This is a genomic window from Comamonas piscis (assembly GCF_014109725.1).
In the GTDB taxonomy this organism is placed as follows: Bacteria; Pseudomonadota; Gammaproteobacteria; order Burkholderiales; family Burkholderiaceae_C; genus Comamonas; species Comamonas piscis.
Map to the genome: position 1 here is coordinate 4,864,429 of NZ_CP058554.1, position 18,277 is coordinate 4,882,705.

General features: G+C 64.8%; 17 protein-coding genes and 1 other RNA gene. 7 read left to right on the plus strand and 11 right to left on the minus strand.

Going from position 1 to position 18,277, the window contains the following annotated elements:
• Positions 1–18: 18 nt before the first annotated feature.
• Entirely contained in the window at positions 19–1,260 is a 1,242-nt protein-coding gene (locus tag HS961_RS21985; RefSeq protein ID WP_238347699.1) for a DegT/DnrJ/EryC1/StrS family aminotransferase, read from the plus strand.
• Here the strand turns inward: HS961_RS21985 and HS961_RS21990 are convergent.
• Genes HS961_RS21990 through HS961_RS22000 form a run of 3 tightly spaced genes read right to left on the minus strand, consistent with a single transcriptional unit; the run spans position 1,190 to position 4,547 of the window.
• A complete protein-coding gene (locus tag HS961_RS21990; protein ID WP_238347700.1) occupies positions 1,190–2,104 on the minus strand; it encodes a hypothetical protein in 915 nt (304 codons plus the stop codon). The two genes, HS961_RS21985 and HS961_RS21990, sit on opposite strands and share 71 nt — an antisense overlap.
• Positions 2,101–3,168 (minus strand): GNAT family N-acetyltransferase, encoded by a 1,068-nt coding sequence (locus HS961_RS21995; protein WP_238347701.1) that lies wholly within the window; start codon positions 3,166–3,168, stop codon positions 2,101–2,103. The genes HS961_RS21990 and HS961_RS21995 overlap by 4 nt, the downstream gene beginning before the upstream one ends.
• A 2-nt stretch (positions 3,169–3,170) precedes the next feature.
• Positions 3,171–4,547 (minus strand): aspartate aminotransferase family protein, encoded by a 1,377-nt coding sequence (locus HS961_RS22000; RefSeq protein ID WP_182325559.1) that lies wholly within the window; start codon positions 4,545–4,547, stop codon positions 3,171–3,173.
• 210 nt (positions 4,548–4,757) lie between these two features.
• On the opposite strand from HS961_RS22000, the gene pssA reads away from it, so the two are divergent.
• Positions 4,758–5,381, plus strand: a complete 624-nt coding sequence (pssA, locus tag HS961_RS22005) for a CDP-diacylglycerol--serine O-phosphatidyltransferase (protein WP_182325560.1) — start codon at positions 4,758–4,760, stop codon at positions 5,379–5,381.
• A 30-nt stretch (positions 5,382–5,411) separates the two neighbouring features.
• Here the strand turns inward: pssA and HS961_RS22010 are convergent, their stop codons facing one another.
• Entirely contained in the window at positions 5,412–7,109 is a 1,698-nt protein-coding gene (locus HS961_RS22010) for an MBL fold metallo-hydrolase (protein WP_182325561.1), read from the minus strand.
• A 174-nt stretch (positions 7,110–7,283) separates the two neighbouring features.
• Between HS961_RS22010 and dapF the strand changes: the two genes are divergently transcribed.
• The 3 genes from dapF to HS961_RS22025 all read left to right on the plus strand — a co-directional run bounded on the left by dapF (position 7,284) and on the right by HS961_RS22025 (position 9,849).
• Complete coding sequence (gene dapF, locus HS961_RS22015) at positions 7,284–8,156, plus strand: diaminopimelate epimerase (protein ID WP_182325562.1); 873 nt, start codon at positions 7,284–7,286, stop codon at positions 8,154–8,156.
• A 69-nt stretch (positions 8,157–8,225) separates the two neighbouring features.
• A complete protein-coding gene (locus tag HS961_RS22020; protein WP_182325563.1) occupies positions 8,226–8,915 on the plus strand; it encodes a DUF484 family protein in 690 nt (229 codons plus the stop codon).
• Between the two features lie 4 nt (positions 8,916–8,919).
• The gene (locus HS961_RS22025) at positions 8,920–9,849 is read left to right on the plus strand and encodes a tyrosine recombinase XerC (protein WP_182325564.1); all 930 of its coding nucleotides are present in this window, start codon (positions 8,920–8,922) and stop codon (positions 9,847–9,849) included.
• A 68-nt stretch (positions 9,850–9,917) separates the two neighbouring features.
• Here the strand turns inward: HS961_RS22025 and rnpB are convergent.
• An RNA gene (rnpB, locus tag HS961_RS22030) (RNase P RNA component class A) lies at positions 9,918–10,257 on the minus strand.
• Positions 10,258–10,349: 92 nt separating this feature from the next.
• On the minus strand, positions 10,350–11,147 hold the full coding sequence (locus HS961_RS22035) for an AraC family transcriptional regulator (RefSeq protein ID WP_182325565.1): 798 nt from the start codon (positions 11,145–11,147) through the stop codon (positions 10,350–10,352).
• A 128-nt stretch (positions 11,148–11,275) separates the two neighbouring features.
• Between HS961_RS22035 and HS961_RS22040 the strand changes: the two genes are divergently transcribed.
• Positions 11,276–12,178 carry a DMT family transporter gene (locus tag HS961_RS22040; RefSeq protein WP_182325566.1) on the plus strand — a complete coding sequence of 301 codons (903 nt, stop codon included), beginning with the start codon at positions 11,276–11,278 and terminating at the stop codon, positions 12,176–12,178.
• Here HS961_RS22040 and HS961_RS22045 read toward each other — a convergent pair whose 3' ends face one another.
• Complete coding sequence (locus HS961_RS22045) at positions 12,179–12,349, minus strand: hypothetical protein (RefSeq protein ID WP_238347702.1); 171 nt, start codon at positions 12,347–12,349, stop codon at positions 12,179–12,181.
• 216 nt (positions 12,350–12,565) lie between these two features.
• Between HS961_RS22045 and cysK the strand changes: the two genes are divergently transcribed.
• Positions 12,566–13,483 (plus strand): cysteine synthase A, encoded by a 918-nt coding sequence (gene cysK, locus HS961_RS22050; RefSeq protein ID WP_182325567.1) that lies wholly within the window; start codon positions 12,566–12,568, stop codon positions 13,481–13,483.
• A gap of 107 nt (positions 13,484–13,590) precedes the next feature.
• On the opposite strand, the gene HS961_RS22055 is transcribed toward cysK, so the two are convergent.
• The 4 genes from HS961_RS22055 to HS961_RS22070 all read right to left on the minus strand — a co-directional run bounded on the left by HS961_RS22055 (position 13,591) and on the right by HS961_RS22070 (position 18,071).
• Positions 13,591–15,144, minus strand: a complete 1,554-nt coding sequence (locus tag HS961_RS22055) for a tripartite tricarboxylate transporter permease (RefSeq protein ID WP_412101616.1) — start codon at positions 15,142–15,144, stop codon at positions 13,591–13,593.
• Positions 15,145–15,146: 2 nt separating this feature from the next.
• Positions 15,147–15,629 (minus strand): tripartite tricarboxylate transporter TctB family protein, encoded by a 483-nt coding sequence (locus HS961_RS22060; RefSeq protein ID WP_238347704.1) that lies wholly within the window; start codon positions 15,627–15,629, stop codon positions 15,147–15,149.
• A gap of 199 nt (positions 15,630–15,828) precedes the next feature.
• Complete coding sequence (locus tag HS961_RS22065; protein WP_182325568.1) at positions 15,829–17,367, minus strand: sensor histidine kinase; 1,539 nt, start codon at positions 17,365–17,367, stop codon at positions 15,829–15,831.
• 5 nt (positions 17,368–17,372) lie between these two features.
• The gene (locus tag HS961_RS22070) at positions 17,373–18,071 is read right to left on the minus strand and encodes a response regulator (RefSeq protein ID WP_182325569.1); all 699 of its coding nucleotides are present in this window, start codon (positions 18,069–18,071) and stop codon (positions 17,373–17,375) included.
• Between the last annotated feature and the right edge of the window lie 206 nt (positions 18,072–18,277).

The window sequence follows — 18,277 nt, forward strand, 5'->3', positions numbered from 1 at the left end:
CTGCCAGAGCCACCGACGATGATGACAGCATCCCGCATCTCCGTCCCCCCCACCGCCGGCTTGCCACTGCGCTGGTCCGATCTGCGCCCCTGGGGCGATGCGCATCTGGACCGGGCGCTGGCTGGCTGGCTAGGCGTGGACGAGCTGCTGCTGGAATGCTCGGGAACCTCGGCGCTGATGCTGGCACTGCGTACCCTGCAGCAGCTGGCCCCCGAGCGCTGCGAGGTGGTGGTGCCCGCCTACACCTGCCCGCTGGTGGCAATGGCCGTCGCGCAGTGTGGCCTGCAACCGCGGCTCTGTGATCTGTCGCCCGACCGCCTGGACATGGATGGCCAAGCGCTGGATGCCGTGCTCAGCCACCGCACCCTGGCCGTGGTGCCCACCCACCTGGGAGGCAGGGTGGCCGATGTCGCCAGCCTGCTGCCCCGCGCCCAGGCCTGCGGTGCCTATGTGATCGAAGACGCCGCACAGGCCCTGGGCGCCCGGGTGCAGGGACGCAGCGTGGGCCTGCAGGGCGACATCGCGCTGTTCAGCCTAGCGGTGGGCAAGGGCCTGACTACCTATGAAGGCGGTGTGCTGCTGGCACGCGACCCGGCGCTGATGGCGGCGCTGCGCGCGCAGCACAAGGCATCGATACGCCCCCAGCTGGCCTGGGAGCTGCGCCGCAGCCTGGAGCTGCTCGGCTATGCCGCAGCCTTTCGCCCTGCACTGCTGGACGGGGTCTACGGCGCACCGTTGCGGCGCAGCCTGGCGCGGGGCGATTGGGTGAAAGCGGCGGGCGATGATTTTGACAGCCGTATCCCGCAGCACAGCCTGGGCGCCTGGCGCCGGCGCGTCGGTCTGCGCGCACTGGCGCGGCTGCGCACGCACTGGGAGCAGGCCCAGCAGCAGGCGCAGCGGCGCGTAGCCCAGTTGCGCGCGCTGCCGGGTGTAGAGGTGCTGGACGATGCCGCGCCCCAGGCGCAGGGCATCTGGCCGGTGATTCTGCTGCGCTTGCCCAGTGCCGCCCAACGCGACGCGCTGCTACATGCGCACTGGGCCAGCGGCTGGGGCTTGTCACTGCCCTTCAGCCAGGTGCTGCCCGACTATGCGCGCTATGCGCCCGTACTGGGCGAGGCCTTGTACGACCCGGTACCGCAGGCCCGCGACTGGTCGCAGCGCCTACTGGCCGTCAGCAACAGTGCCTGGCTCAGCGATGCACTGTTTGCCCAGCTGCTGGATGCGTTGCGGCAGACAAGGCCGCCATCAGCCGCTGGTTGAGCGCATGCTGGCCCGCCTGGGCTGCGGCCAGTGCCTGTGCATCAATGGCGGTGTCCTGGCCGTCACCGGCACTGAGCCAGCGCTTCCACCAGGTGCTGTATTGCCAGGACGAGACATCGCCGGTGATGTCGCTGCCCACCAGTTGGCCATCCAAGGCCGCGATGATGCCCGTAGCCTGCGCCTCGCGCATCTGGCCCTGGTCCCAGTTGGTGCGGACCACGTCGGTGGCAAACACATCCTTGTCGATGCTGAGGTAGCTGCTTTGGCGCTCGCGTGCCAGGGTAGCGGTCAAGGCATCGGTCAAGGCATCAAGGCTGGGGAAAGCACGAAAGGCGCCCGACAGGCCCAGGCGCCGCGCCCAGCCAGTATCCACGCCGCAGCTCCAGTAGCTGAGCTTGCCGGCACGCAGCGGGCCCAGGTAGTTCTCCCAGGCATGGCCGGCGCCAATATCGGGCGAGGTGATGCCCGCCACATGCACATGCGATACCGCTGGGTGCATGGCAATGCGCCGCACCCAGGAGCCGCAATGCACTCCCCAGGGAAAGCGCATATTGTCCGGGTGGTTGTCCAGCACAACCACGCGCAGCGGGCGCGCAGCGGTGTAGCCCTGGCGCGTAATGCAGTGCTCGATCAGCAGCCAGGACAGGTGGTGAAAATCGCCACTGCCCATCCAGGCCGTGCCATGCTGCGCGGGCAGCTGGGACTGCACATGGCGCCGGAACTGCTGGTAGCGGCCCAGCGATGCGCCAAAGCGGATCGCCTCCTGCCAATCGCCCAGCGGCAGGCGCAGCTCGCCGGCCAAGGGGCCGACCGAGCCATCGACATCCAGCACCAAGGGGGTCATCGCTGCTCCTGCCATGCGCGGTCACTTTCAAAATGCCGGGAAAACCGCCGCCCCAAGGCCCGCAGCAGCGGGTTGCGGATGTAGACCGCATGCTGGGTGAAGGTGAAGCTGGCACCCAGTTGCGCCTTGACCTCGGGATCGGTCCAGCCGGCCACGTAGTGGGACAGGCCGCATTCCAGCGCATATTCCAGGTTCACCATCCAGCTGACGAAGTACAGATTGACCTGGCGCGCACGCGGGTAGGACAGGCCAATGTATTTGTCGACCAGTCGCCCATCATGCGCAAAGCACAGGTTCCAGCCCAGCAAGGCGCCATCCTCCGCATGGCGGTATTCAAACACCAAGCCCTGGTTGCTGGCATCGCGCAGCACCTCCGCAAAAAAGCTGCGGCTGAGCTTGTCAAAATGCAGCGCGCTTTGCGCATACACGGCCTCGAACAGCGCATAGTAGGCATCGACCAGGGCCTCGTCGGCAAAGGCTGGGCCGGTGGGAATGCGGCGGATCTGCAGCTGGCTGCGGCTCTTGAGCTTGCGGCGCAGATCGGAGCGCCGGTTTTTGGACAGCCGCGCCAGGTAGCCATCAATGCTCTCGAAATCGATAGCCACATAGGCCAGCGCCTGGCCTTCGACCAGGATGAAACCCTCATGCTGCAGCGCCTGGGCCAAGCGTTGGGCATCGGCATTGTCGGCCGGCGGCAGCAGGGGCGATGCCTGGGGCAGGTCCTTGACGATGGTCAGCATGCAGCGGCCCGCGTGGCTGCGCAGCTGGACGGCCAGCTTGTCCATCTCGGCATCCGGCGGCAGTACCAGGTACTCGCTCAAAGTCGATCCGACAAAATCAGTGCGCAGCCGCAAGCGCTGTGCAAGCCAGGCCCCGCCGGGCAATTGCAGCACCCGGCGCTTGACGGCCTCGTCGGCCGTGGTCAGCAGGTCAAAGGGCGCGCGAAAGGCCGGAAAAGGCCGGTCCGAGAACACCGCAAAGCCCTCGGGCGGATGCGCGGCAAACTGCCGGATCAGCGCAGAGGGCTCCAACTGGTTGCGCCAAGGGCGCAAAGGCTCGCTCAAGTTCAGGACCGCTTGGCCAGGGTGATCAACTGGTCGAGCAGCACCAGCGCTTCATCAATCTCGCTGCGGCTGATCATCAGCGACGGCGCGAAGGTGATCACGTTCTTGTAGTAGCCACCGACGTCCAGCACCAGGCCGCGTTTTTGGCCCTGGTACTCGAGCTTGGCTTCCAGGCCCAGGTCGACCATCTTGTCGAGCAGCGCCTTGTTGGGAGTGAAGCCATCGGCGGTGCAGATCTCGGCGCGCAGCGCCAGGCCCATGCCGTCGACATCGCCGATTTCCGGATGGCGCTTTTGCAGCTGTTGCAGGCCATCAAGGAAATAGGCACCCGACTCGCGCACCTGGCGGCCAAAGTCCATTTCGTGCGTCATGCGCATCACTTCCAGGCCCAGGGCCGTGCCCAGCGGGTTGGACGCAAAGGTTGAATGCGTAGATCCTGGTGGGAAGATGGTCGGGTTGATCAGCTCTTCGCGGGCCCAGAGGCCGGACAGTGCGTTGAGCCCATTCGTCAGCGCCTTGGCAAACACCAGCACATCGGGCTTGACGCCAAAGTTCTCGACCGACCACAGGGTTCCGGTACGCCAGAAGCCCATCTGGATTTCATCGACCACCATCAGCACGCCGTGGTCGTCCAGCACCTTCTTGAGGCCTTTGAAGAAATTGGGCGGTGGCACCACATAGCCGCCGGTGCCCTGGATCGGCTCGATGTAGAAAGCCGCGTACTCGCACTGCTGGGTCTTGGGGTCCCAGACGGCGTGGTATTCGTTCTCGAACTTGCGTGCAAACTCCTGCACGATGGCATCCGCATACTCTTCGGACGTCATGCCCTTGGGGCGGCGGAAGGGGTAAGGGAAGGGAATGAACTGCGCCCGGTCGCTGAAATGGCCAAAGCGGCGGCGGTAGCGGTAGCTGGAGGTAATGCTCGATGCGCCCAGGGTACGGCCGTGGTAGCCGCCTTCAAACGCGAACATCAGGCTTTTGCCGTTGGTGGCATTGCGCACCACCTTGAGGGAGTCCTCGATCGCCTGCGCGCCGCCGACGTTGAAGTGCACGCGGCCTGGCAGGCCCCATTTTTTCTCGGCATCCTGCGCGATGAACTTGGCCAGCTCGATCTTCGTGGGGTGCAGGTACTGGCTGGCGACCTGAGGCAGCTCGCGCAGCTGCTCGATCATCTTGTCTTCGAGGCGCTTGTTCTTGTAGCCAAAGTTGACGGCCGAGTACCACATCTGCAGATCCAGGTACGGCGTGCCGGCGTCATCGTACATGTAGCTGCCCTCGCAGCCGCTGAAGATCTTGGGGGGATTGACGTAGTGAACGGTATCGCCAAAAGAGCAGTATTGGGCTTCGTCAGCCAGCAGTTGTTCGGTATTGAGGGTCACGGCGCAAGGCTCCAGATTTGAGTGCCGCAAGTCTGGCCCTGCAATGTTGTGGCTCGGCCTACATTGTTTGTAGGATTGATGGAGATCTTGCCCGCTTCGTGGATGCACAGCCCCACCTGGTTTGGCGCTGGCGAATACAGCGTGTACCATGGTCAGCCACAGCGGCGCACCACAGACGGCCCTTGCATTCGGGCTGCAGACACCACATCCATGAATAGTCCACACAAACGTTTTTCGATGATTCGCGAGTTCCATCTCGCCGACTGGTTCACCTTGGGCAATGCCGTCTGCGGCGTGGGCGCGCTGTTCTCGGCGATGACCTTTTTGGAAACCGCCGACCGCCGGCATATCTACTTTGCCGCCGCCCTGGTCTTGGCCGCCCTCATCTTCGATATCTTTGATGGCCGCATTGCGCGCTGGCGCCAAAAATCATCGGCCATGGGCCGCGAGCTCGATTCGCTGGCCGACGTGATCTCTTTCGGGGTAGCGCCCGCCATCATTGCCTATGCCTGCGGCATGCAGGGTCTGTGGGACCGCATTGTGCTGGGCTACTTTGTGGCCTGCGGCGTCTCGCGCCTCGCCCGCTACAACGTCACCGCAGAGTCGCTGTCCGACGGCCCCTCGGGCAAGGTGAAGTACTTTGAGGGAACCCCCATCCCCACCTCCATCGTGCTGGTCGCTTTGATGGCACTTGCTGCGGCCATGAATGCGGTGCGGGCCGATCTGTGGTTTGGCAAGCTGCTGATTGGCGGCTTCACCCTGCACCCGCTGGTACTGCTGTTTGCGGTGTCGGGTTCGCTGATGATCAGCCGCATCCGAATTCCCAAGCTTTAAACAAACTTGGGCGCAAGGCCCAGATCCCCATTACATCCCGCGAATATGCTCCACGTGCGCCAGCAGTGAGCGCTTGGCCACCGGCCACAGTCGCTCTGGCGTATCGGCATAGGCAATCGCCACCCAATCCTCCGGCGTGCCATCCGGCGCTTGCGCCATGGCCTGGCGCACCTTGTCTTCGCGCGCCATGCGGTGCGCATGCAATTTGGCAATCACCTGCAGCGGCTGGGCCAGCGCATAGCCGTGGGCCGGTAGGATGAATGCGATCTGCCCCTGTTCGCAGGCCTGGGCCAGCTTGGCGAGCGAGGCCAAGTAGAGGCGCATATTACCGTCTGGTGGGTCCACCACGGTGGTGTTGCCGTTCAGGATATGGTCGCCGCTGAACAGCAGGCCGTCCTCCTCCAGCACCAGGCAGACATGGTTGGCGGCATGGCCCGGGGTGTGCAGCACGCGCAGGCTGTGGCTGCGTGCGGGATCGCTGGGATGCGTTAGTTGCAGCAGCTGTCCATCCTGCAGCTCCTGGTTCGGCGTGAACTGGCTGCCCGCGCGGGCGGTGCAGGCAGACGGCAACCCCCAGATCACCGGCTTGCTACGGCCGGCCTGGGCCACCAGCGCCTGCAGCGGCGCGGCGCCTGGCGAATGGTCGGCATGGGAATGGGTGCAGACAATGGCGCGGATATCGCCACCGGTGGCGGCCAGGATACGCAGCAGATGCGGGTCATCCTGCGGCTGCGGCTTGGGGCCGGGGTCCAGCACGATATAACCGGTCTCGGTATCACCGACCAGGTAGGTGTTGGTGCCCGGGCCGGTCATCGTGCCACCGTTGTCAGCCGTCAACCGCTGCACATTCTTCAGCAGGGGCACCGGCTGCGCGCTCTGCCAACCCACCGTATGGTGCAGCTGGCCATCGGGGCAGACCAGGGCCAGCTCGCCGTAGGCGGTCTCATGTTCCATAAAGCGCCGGACTTCGCCGTCCACCATGGCGCCTCGTGGCATCGACTGCCAGAGCCACTGGCCGGGCTGCACCTGTTGCAGCGACTGCAGCACATCCAGCAGGTCTTGCACGGTGGCGTAGGCCGCCAGGCGCTCCAGGGTGACGCGGGTGGGGAACATCACCGTCATCTGGCCATCGGCCGCGCGCTGCAGCGCCTGCGCGGGGTGTACCCACAGCGCTTCAAACTGTTCGGTGTCGTCGGTCACCGGCTGCTGCCCATCGGGCATACGTGCCACCAAAAACGGCACATCAAAGCGGATAGGGATCTCCTGCGCGGCCGTCCAGCGCGCCAGCGGCCAAAGCATATCGGCTGCCAGGGTCAACCCCAGCGCCCCGCACTGGGGCAGCAGCGGTTGGCTGCGGTCGATGCCCGCCACTTCGGCCTGGGTGGCCCAGCTGCCGTCCGCATGGCGGGCCAGCAGCACGCCCATTTCCTCCATGCTCTCGCGGATGGCGGCCTGAGCATAGGTCAGTTCCTCGGCCGTCTGTGCCGTGCGGCGCGCCAGCAGGTCATGGTGCAGGGCATCGCTGGCATCTACCGCGCCGCCGGGGAACACATAGTGCCCGGCCGCAAAGCGCGCCTTGTCGGAGCGGCGCGACATCAGCACCTCTACCCGGGTGGCCCCTGGGGCACCCTGTGGATCTGGGGCATCGCGCAGAAACAAGGCCGTGGCGGCTGCACGGGCCGGTACGGGCTCGCGTTGTGCGTGGAGAAGCTGGCTGGTACGGGTCATCAGTCCATTATCAACACTTGCATGGCTGGGCCGTGTCACCCGCAGGGCGGGCGAGGATGAACCTGGCCACAAGCTGTCCGCATCTGCAACCTCGCGATACGATGCTGTTAACAGGTTCTTACGCCTGCCACCTCAGTCCGCATGCAGGCGGGCCCAAAAAGCGATAATGGGCAGATGGACATCCGTTTTACCAAGATGCAAGGCGCCGGCAATGATTTTGTCGTGCTCGATGAGACCGCTGGCCCGCTGGGGCTGCGCGCCGACCAGTACCGCTTTCTGGCCGACCGCCATTTTGGCGTCGGTGCCGACCAGATCCTGACGGTGCGGCCCTCGCCCGCCGCGGGAATCGATTTTGAATACCTCATCCACAATGCCGATGGCGGCGAGGTGGAGCAGTGCGGCAATGGCGCGCGCTGTTTTGCACGTTATGTGTATGACAAGGGCCTGACCGACAAGCAGGCGATCCGCGTCCAGACCCAAAAAGGCGTGATCGCCCCCGAGCTGATGGCTGATGGCCGCGTCACAGTCAACATGGGCCAGCCGCGTTTGGTGCCCGACGACGTTCCCTTCAACACCAGCGGCCTCACGGCGGTGGTGCAACACCATGCCCAGAAATGGCCGCTTGCGCTGCAGGTGCCGACCGATCCGAGCACCGTCTTCATCGTGCCCGTCTCCATGGGCAATCCGCATGCCGTCATGCTGGTCGATGATGTGGATACCGCGCCGGTCGAATCCCAGGGCCCTGTGCTGGAGTCGCACCCCCGCTTCCCTGAGCGCGTGAATGTTGGCTTTTTGCAGGTGCAAAGTGAGCAGCAGGTGCGGCTGCGGGTGTTTGAACGCGGCACTGGCGAGACCCTGGCCTGCGGCACCGGTGCCTGCGCCGCCGTGGTAGCCGGGATTGCGCTGGGCCTGCTGCAAAGCCCCGTGGATGTGCAGACCCGGGGCGGCCTGCTGACGATTGCCTGGAGCGGCGAGGCGGCAGACCCGGTGATGATGACTGGCCCGGCCACCACGGTGTTTGAGGGGCAGATCCGCATTCCCGATTAATCCGAGCCCCTGCCCTGCCGCATGCGGAGTCCCAATGAGGAGACGGCTAACAGCCGATGAGAGAGACTGATGAACGCCAACAACCAGGTTCCCCCCATTACTGAAGAAGACATCGCCGAGTTCCTGGTACAGACACCGGATTTCTTTGAGCGCCAGGCCCAGGTGCTGACCGGCGTGCACATGGTCAGCCCCTACGGCAACCGCACCGTCAGCCTGCAGGAGCGCCAGGCGGAGATGCTGCGCGACAAGATCAAGGGCCTGGAGCACCGCATCATGGACATGATGCGCAACGGCAGCCAGAACCACCACACGATTGACCGCATCCACCACTGGACCTGCGACGTCGTCAAGACCCGCAACCCGCTGCAGCTGCCCGAGGTGCTTGCCGAGAGCCTGGCCCAGCATTTTGAGGTGCCCCATGTCGCGCTGCGGTTGTGGGATGTGGCCGAAACCTATTTGAACGAGCCCTTTGCGCAAGGCATCAGCGCCGATGCGCGCAGCTTCGCCAGCTCGTTGTCTACCCCTTACTGCGGCCCCAACGTTGGCGTCGAGCCGGCCGGCTGGCTGCCCGACAGCGCCCAGGTGCAATCGGTGGTGCTGCTGCCGCTGCGCGATGGCGCCATCTTGGGTGACACCCCCGCCTGGGGGCTGTTGGTGTTGGGCTCGCCCGACCCGGCGCGCTTCCAGGCCGACATGGACACCGACCTGCTCGAACGCATTGGCGAGATCGCCGCCAGCGTGCTCTGCCGCCTGCGCTAGGCCCATGGATACCGCCGCGCTCAGCGCCCCCATGCTCCAGTACCTGGAGCATGTGCGCGTGCAAAAGCGGCTGGCACCACGCACCCACACGCTCTACACCTTGGATTTGCAGCGCCTGTCGGCCATGGCCGCCGAGGCCCATACCGAGGTGCTGCAGCTGGGCCCCCAGCACATCCGCCGCTTTGTGGCGCAGATGCATGCAGCGGGCCGCAGCGGGCGCGGCATTGCGCTGATTTTAAGTGGCTGGCGCGGTTTCTACACCTGGGCCGGCCGCGAAGGCCTGGTGGAGCGCAACCCGGTGCAGGATGTGCGCGCCCCCAAATCCCCCAAGCCACTGCCCAAGGCCTTGTCGGTCGACGATGCCGTGCGCTTTGCCGAAACCAGCCATGCCCAGGGGGACCCCTGGGTGCAGGCGCGCGACAGCGCCATGGTCGAGCTGCTCTATGGCAGCGGCCTGCGGGTGGGCGAGCTGGTGGGGCTAGATACCGCCGCCAGCGTGCAAGCGCTGGGCTGGATCGATATGGAGGCGGCCGAGGCCCATGTGCTGGGCAAGGGCAGCAAGCGCCGCGTGGTGCCGGTGGGCAAGGCGGCCCTGGCGGCGCTGCAGGCCTGGCTGGCCGTGCGCGACCAGGTGGCGCCCTGCGATGCAGCCCTGTTCATCGGGGTGCGCGGCGCCCGGCTGTCGGCTGCCAGCGTCTGGCAGCGCCTGCGCGAGCGCAGCCTGGTTGCAGGCATGACCACGCCGGTGCATCCGCACATGCTGCGCCATTCCTTTGCCAGCCATGTGCTGCAGTCCAGCCAGGATTTGCGCGCCGTGCAGGAGCTGCTGGGCCATGCCAGCATCACCACCACCCAGGTCTACACCCGGCTTGATTTTCAGCACCTGGCCCAGGTCTACGACAAGGCCCATCCGCGTGCGCGCAAAAAGGACTGAGTCCGCCGCGTTCAAAAAGACAAAACGGCCACCGATGTAGATCGGTGGCCGTTTTATTCTTGATGTAAGTGTGAAGTCTGCCGATAAGCCGGATTCTGTGCACCTGGGTTGCCCCAGGCGTGACCGCCATTACTCTGGGCCGGGTGTCACCACCACGGCTCGACGCTACCTACCCGCCAACTCTGCGGAACCACATCAACGCTGGCCTACTTGGTATTGCTGCGCGTAGAGATTGCCCGTTTCACCCCGGGTGGTTTACCTTGCGGTACGCCCCCCAGACTCGTCTCTGTTGCTCTGATCCTCACCTCACGGTGGGCAGCGGTTAGCTGCTACGCTGTCCTGTGCAGTCCGGACGTTCCTCCAGTGCTGCCTTTCGGCAATTGCACCAGCGGCGGTCTGGCAGGCTTCACAGGCGTGATTATTCCACCGATTGGCCAACGCCAGCGCCAGCTGGCCCTAAAACTGCAGGCAGATGCCGGGATAAACCGCGCATCGCCGCCCTACTCTGCCACCGCACTGCCAAACTCGCGCCGAAACTGCTCGGGCGGCATGCCCGCTGCACGCTGGAACATCGCGATAAAGGCCGATGCGGTGCTGTAGCCCAGATCAAAGGCAATCTCCTGCACCGTCTGGCCCTGGCCCAGCGCGTCCACCGCGCAGAGGTGGCGCAGCCGCTGCCGCCATTCGGCCAGGCCCATGCCCAGCTCCTGGTGGCAGTGGCGCGCCAGGGTGCGCTCGGTCAGGTGTACCGAGGCCGCCCAATCGGCCATCGTGCGGCGGCTTCCGGGCTCGGCCTTCAGGGCATCGAGCACCGTCAGCAGTGCCTTGGACTGTGCAGCGGGCAGAAAACTGTGCTCGGGTGGCGCCAGCCGCAGTTGGTCCACCATCACCTCGGCCAGGCGCAGGTCCTCGGCCGTTGCAGGCCGGCGTATATCGCGCTGCGCCAGGTCGGCCAGGATGCTGCGCACGATGGCGCTGATGCGGATGATGCAGGCCTGCCGGGGCAAGCCGCCGCACAGGGCAGGCTGCACATAAAACGAACGGTACACGGCAGCCTGCGGCACATAGCAGTTGTGCTCCACCGCCGGCGGAATCCAGATGCCGTACTGCGGCGGCGCCACCAGGCTTCGACCTTGTGTGACGATGGTCATCGTGCCATGCGATGTGTAGTTCAGGTGACCGGGGCGGTGGCTGTGCGCATCGGCAAAACTGCCGGCGGCAAATTCGTCGTAGCGCACCAGATAGGGCGCCGTCTCTGCATCCACGTCGTGGATTTTCAGTGCTTGGCCTGTCGCCATGGGGGCTCCTTGTCGCGATCACCGAGCGCAACATGTCCGGCTTGGTGTCTGAATTGTCTGATTGCAGCTATAGGCTTTAAACCTGCCACGGCGATGATAGCAGCCAGACGTTTTTAAATGCTTGAGATATGCAATACCTGTATCCGCTGCTCGCGGTCTTGATCTGGTCGGGCAACACCGTTGTCAGCAAACAGGCCTCTGGCGCCATCGGCCCGATTGAAATCGGCTTTCTGCGCTGGGTGCTGGCGGTGTTACTGGTCACCCCCGTGTTGCTGCCCGCCGTATGGCGCAACCGGCAGGCCATCCGGGGCCATGCGGGGCAAATCCTGGTGCTGGGCGTGCTGGGCATGGTGGTCTACCAAAGCTGCGCCTACTTTGCGGCCGCCTACACCACCGCCACGCATATGGGCATCATCCTGACCTTGTCGCCGCTGGTGGTGCTGGGCATCTGCGTGGGCCTGCTGGGCCAGGTGCTGACCGCTGGCGGTGCCATCGGGTCGCTGCTGGCCTTTGCAGGCGTGGTGTTGGTCATCAGCGAAGGGCATCCTGCCTCCTTGCTGGACCAGGGCATCAACCGGGGCGATATGCTGATGCTGCTGGCCTGCCTGGCCTATGCGGCCTACAACATTCTGCTCAAGCGCTGGGCGATGCCCAAGGTGCCCAGCTGGCAGCTGCTGTACCTGCAGATGGTGGTCGCCATGTTCGCCCAGCTGCCGTTCTACCTGGCCTCGCCCAAAATCGGCCTGAATGCGGACAACTGGTACTTGGTGGCCTATGCCGGCACCATGGCCTCGATCGTCGCCACCTGGATGTGGATGACCGCCGTGGCACGGCTGGGGCCCAGCCGCTCGATCATGTTCTTCAACCTGACCCCGCTGCTGACCGCGCTGATCGCCTCGGCCTGGGCCAAGGAGCAGCTGCACAGCTACTTGTGGATCGGCGGGGCGATGACCATTTTTGGCGTGCTGTTGGCCGAGCTCTGGAAAACGCCGCTGCGCCGCGCCAGAGATACTGCCAGCAGGGTCGTCTGATCAGCCCCTCGCCAGCAAGTCGTAGATGGTCCTGGCCATCAGCCCCAGCAGCCCGCAGACCGATGCCAGCATCAACCAGGGCGCCCAGACTTTGTCGCGCCAGGAAAAGCCCAAAAGCAGGCTGACGCAGCAAACGGCCAGCAGAACCAGGGTGGTGTTGAAACTCAGCAAACGGCCTCCTTGCACAGCGGTGTAGTTCAGTGCCCATCTTCTGCCTAGGGGTCGCTGGCTGTATTGATGGCCATCAAGGAATGCAGACTGGCAGGTGCTTGTAGGCCATCCGCGCTAAGAACATTCCGGGCATATTGATATTCCAGATGGAAAGATCAACTGCGTCACAATGGTTCGACGATTTCCACCCCTATCCCTTGATCCGCTGGAGGCTCCATGAAAGTTGAGAATATTCTGCACACCATTGGCAATACGCCGGTGGTCCGTATCAACCGTTTGTTTGGCGCGGGCGCCCAGGTCTGGATCAAGTCCGAGCGCAGCAATCCCGGCGGCTCCATCAAGGACCGCATCGCGCTGGCGATGATCGAAGACGCCGAAAAGACCGGCGCGCTCAAGCCGGGCGGCACCATCATCGAACCCACCAGCGGCAACACCGGCGTGGGCCTGGCGTTGGTCGCCGCGGTTAAGGGCTACAAGCTCATCCTGGTGATGCCCGAGAGCATGTCCATTGAGCGCCGCCGCCTGATGCTGGCCTATGGCGCCAGCTTTGACCTGACGCCCAAGGAAAAAGGCATGAAGGGCGCGATCGCCCGTGCCGAAGAGCTGGCCGCGCAAACCCCCGGCTCCTGGATTCCGCAGCAGTTTGAAAACCCTGCCAATACGGCGGTGCATGAGCGCACTACCGCCCAGGAAGTGCTGGCCGATTTCCCCGATGGACTGGATGTGCTGATCACCGGGGTGGGCACTGGCGGCCACCTGTCTGGCGTGGCCCATGTGCTCAAGGCCAAGTTTCCGCAGCTCAAGGTCTATGCGGTCGAGCCCACGGCCTCGCCTGTCATCTCGGGCGGCCAGCCCGCGCCGCACCCGATCCAGGGCATTGGTGCCGGCTTTATTCCGCGCAACTTGGACACCAGCGTGCTCGATGGCGTGATCCAGGTCGATGCCGAACCCGCCCGTGAATACGCACGCCGCGCGGCCCGTGAAGAAGGCCTGCTGGTGGGCATCTCCTCCGGAGCAACCTTGGCGGCCATTGCGCAAAAGCTGCCCGATCTGCCACCCAACGCCAAGGTGCTGGGCTTTGCCTACGACACCGGCGAGCGCTACCTGTCGGTGGAAGGTTTCCTGCCGGCTTGATAGCCAACCCTGTACAGCGCCCCCGCTGAGAGGGCGCCTGCCTCAACGCAAGAAGCCGCTCATCTGAGCGGCTTCTTGCATGGGCGGTACAACCGCCGCAAACAGGCTTACTTGGCCGCGATAACGCCAGCGCCCGAAGTCTCCTGCGCAATGGCTTGCGCCACCTTGCTCACGCTGGAGCGCTTGCGCCAAGCCGACCAGGTCACGGCAGCGAGCAAGAACACGCTGATGCAGACAAAGGTGGCGCTGATGGGGCGCTGCATGAAGACCATCATGTCACCCCGGGACAGCAGCAGCGCACGGCGGAAGTTCTCTTCCATCATGGGCCCCAGCACAAAGCCCAGCATGATGGGCGCGACCGAGAAATCCAGCACCATCAAGATGGCACCGATGATGCCGAAGGCCAGCACCTCCCAGATGTGGAACAGGCTGTTTTGCGTGGTGAACACACCGACCGCAATGAAGAACATCGCCGATGGGAACAGGTACTTGTAAGGCACTGCCAGCATCTTCACCCAGACGCCGATCAGCGGCACATTCAGGATCATCAGGATCACATTGCCAATCCAGAAGCTGGCAATCAGGCCCCAGAAAATGTCCGGATGCTCGCTGATCAGCTGCGGGCCAGGCTGGATACCCTGGATCAGCAGCGCGCCCAATAGCAGCGCCATCACTGCGTCGCCCGGAATGCCCAGGCTCATCGTCGGGATGAAGTCCACCTGCGTCTTCGAGTGCGCCGAGGCCTCGGGGGCGGCGACGCCAGCGATCATGCCGGTGCCAAAACGGCTCGGGTCCTTGGCCACCTTTTGCTCCAGCGCATAGGCGATGAAGGTGGTGATCGTCGGGCCGGTGCCGGGCATCGCGCCAAACAGGGTGCCCACGGCCGTGCCGCGCACCATCGGCCAGAAGGCCTCTTTCAGCTCCGCCATCGAGGGGCGCATGTCACGGATGCGCATCTTGGTGTTGCTGGTGATCGCCTTCATCTTGTTGACGTTGAGCAGGAAGTCGGCAATACCGAACAAGCCCATGGCTACAGCCACCATTTCCAGGCCATCGCTCAGGTCCGGGATGTCAAAGGCAAAGCGGAAGGTGCCGCTGTTCACATCGGTGCCGACAATGCCGCAAAGCAAGCCGAACAAGGTCATCGCCACGCCTTTGAGCGGGGAGCCACGCGACATGGTCGAGCCCGCCAGCAGGCCCAGCAGCATGATGGAGAACAGCTCGGCCGGGCCAAACTTGAAGGCGATGGTAGTCAGCAGTGGCGACGCGAAAATCATCACGATGATGCCGACCGAGGCGGCAAAGAACGAGCAGATCATCGTGATGCCCAGCGCCGTTCCGCCCTTGCCCTTCTTGGTCATCGGGTAGCCGTCCAGGCAGGTCACCGCATGGGGTGGGTGCGATGGCAGGTTCAGCAAGATGGCGCCGATGGCACCACCGTACTGCGAGCCGTAGAAGATACCGGCCAGCATCAGGATGGCGGGCACCGGTTGCATCGTGTAGGTTAGCGGCAGCAGGATGGAGATCGCGGACAGCGCGCCCATGCCCGGCAGCACGCCAATCAGGTTACCCACCAGCACGCCGAAGAAGGACCACATCAAATTGTGGCCCTGGAAGGCGATGCCAAAGCCGAACCAGAGGTCTTGTAATGCTTGTCCCATGATTACATCCCCCACCTGACCAGCGGCATCTGCACTTGCAGCGCCCACCAGAAAATCACCACGGCCACGATCATCATCGACATGGCCAGCACAAAGCAGGCCATCACGCTGTTGCTGCGGTCGCCCAAGGCACAGATAAACACGATGGCAAAAGTGGCGGGCAGCAGGCCCAGGTATTCGCCACAGAAGTAGAAGGCCACGGTGCCCAAAATGATGCAGGCGGCACCCCGGAAATCCGGAATGTCATGCTTGTGCCCTACCAGCGCCGCGTCCCCGCCTGCGCCCTTTTTATTCGCCGTCAATGCAATCAGCACGCCGGTGAGCGCCAGCAGAATGCCAATCGCAAAGGGGAAGTAGCCCGGCCCCATATGCGCCAGCGAGCCAATGTTGTAGCTCTGCGCCGCATAGGCAGCACTGCCACCGATCAGGACCATCAGCGCACCGCCGTAATAGTCCTTGTTGTAGGTTTTGCCTGGGGCGCTCATGGTCGCCCCCTGGCAGGCGCCGCGCGCCTAGGGGCACCCGGCAGGGTGGTCCAGCATGTACACATCTTCGTCTCCTTCTTTTACAACTTTGCACAGAAAGTCTAGAAAACGAAGCTGCCAAACAGCTGCCAATCGGGCGGCATGGTTCAAAAATACGTAAATCTACTTAGCGAAAACCGTCCCGCAAAAGACAGTGGAATCAGGCGCTTGCGGAGGCCAGCGGCAGACGGATACGGATCAGCAGGCCCGGCCGGCCCTCGTCTTCCCCTGCGCCATGGGCCAGCACCAGTTCGCCCTGAAAGCGTTGCACATAGGCGCGGGCAATCGCCAGACCCAGGCCCGAGCCACCGGGCGCCTGCGCCGCATCGGCCTGCAGGCGGCTGAAGCGGGCCAGCGCGCGCTCGCGGTCCTGCGCTGCAATGCCGGGGCCGTTGTCCTGCACGCGGATCTCCACCCAGCCCGGCTCGCGCAGCACCGCCACATTGATATGCCCCTGCGCAGGGGTGTAGACGATGGCGTTGTGGACCAGGTTGGCGACCAGCTCATACACGGCGGTGGCGGGCGCCTTCACAGGTGCGGCCATCGGCAGCTGTGCGCTATCGTCGCCGCTCGCAGCATCGTCTTCGTCAAAATCCTGACCGCGCACATCGGTCCAACCCAGGTCCTGCTGCTTGTCCAAGGCCAGCGGCAAATAGGCCAGCACCACCTCGCGAGCCACCGCATTGGCGTCGCAAAGCGCTGCCTCGCTGGCCATGGGCGACGCAGGCTGGCTGGCATGGGCCAGCGCCAGCAGCTGCTCGGACACGCGGCGGCCCCGCTGCAGTTGCTGCAGCATGCTGCGCAAGGTCGACTGCACGGCCTCGGGATCGGTCTCGCGCAGGGCATAACCGGCCTGGGTGGTCAGAATGGCCAGGGGCGTGCGCAGCTGGTGCGAGGCATCGGCCAGGAACTGGCGCTGCTGGGCCAGCGCATCGCGTTGCTGCGCCAGGTGCAGATTCATTGCATCGACCAGGGGGCGCACTTCGCCGGGCACATCGGTGGTCGCCAGCGGCTCCAGATCGTCGCTGCGGCGCTGCTGCACGGCGCGGCGCAAGGCCTGCAACGGGCGCAGGCCCCAGGCCACGCCCAGCCACACCACCAGCACCAAGACCAGCAGGGTACGGCCATCGCGCAGCAGGCTGTCCCACATGAGGCTGCGCACCGTGCGCTCAATACCTGCGCTGGTCTGCGCCGACTGGATCAGCACCCGCCATTCCTGGCCCGCCTGGTCATGCAGCACGCGCAGCATGGCCAACACCCGCACCGGCTGGTGGTCCACCTCGGCGGCATAGAACACCCGCGTGCCATCGGCTGCCGCACGAAAGGGCCGGCTGGCATCGGCAGGGTCCTGCGCCGGCTCCGGAAACTGGTCCGCCCCCAGCAACAGCCGGAGCTGCGCGCCATCGGGTGTCTGCAGCTGCACCCGCAAAAACTTGCGCCGGCTGCTCACGGCCTCGAACATCGAGATGACATGCAGGGGCCCGTCCAGGCTCAGCTGCCCTTCGCTGTCCCAGCCCAGGCCGTCCGACAAGGCCTGCGCCGGCTCCAGCAGGCTCTGGTCATAGGCATGGGCCAGCTCCCGCGCCAGGCTCACGCTGTCGCGCCAGCTGTCGAGCACCAAGAGCCCCGTCAACACGGGCACCAGCACCCACAAAAGCCGCAGACGCAGGCCGTGAGAGACGCGGGAATGCCAGCGCATGGCAGCTAGGCCGATGGGGCCGCGCCAGGATGCTGGGGCGCGGTGGATTCGAGCATATAGCCCAGACCGCGCACGGTGACCACTTGCACATCGCCGCCGGCCAGCTTGCGCCGCAGCCGGTGCAGCACCTGCTCAATCGCATCGGGGCTGACGCTGCTGTCCTGCGGAAACACCTTGGCCGTCAGCTTGGATTTGCCGACGGGCGCACCCGGGCGCGCCATCAAGGCTTCCAGCGCAGCATGCTCGCGCGGGGTCAGCGCCAGCATCTGCTCGGCCAGCCAAAAGGTGTGGTGGCTGCTGTCATAGCGCAGCGATCCGCAGTGCTGCACGGCCTGCACCCTGCCCTGGCTGCGCCGGTACAACGCAGCGAGCCGGGCCTCCAACTCGGCCACTTCAAAAGGTTTGGTCAGGTAGTCGTCGGCGCCCCGGTGCAGGCCTTCGACCCGGTCCTGCACCGCGCCTTGCGCCGTCAGCACCAGCACCGGCTCACGCCGGCCCTGCGCGCGCATGGCGGATAGCCAGTCAAAGCCATGCTGGTCGGGCAGTTGCAGGTCTAGCACCACCACGTCAAAGGGGCCGTCCTGCAGCAGGCGGCTGGCCATGGCGGCATGCGAGGCATGGACGGCTTCGATGGTCGATTGCTTGAGCGCACGCACCAGCCAGGCCGCCATTTCCAGCTCGTCTTCAATCAGCAATATGCGCATGCTCAACCACCCGCTCGTGGAGCCACAAAGAGCGCGATCATACGCCCGAAGGCGCGCCGCGCGTGGCTACTCCTGGATCGGCGAGGGAATGCCCGGTGTCGGCACCGGTGGCGGCTGGTTGGGCGCGGGGTCTTTGACGGGCGGCGCTTCCGGGTGGCGGGGGTCGATATGCATCAAAGGCTCCTTGAGAATCATCTCAGCGCATT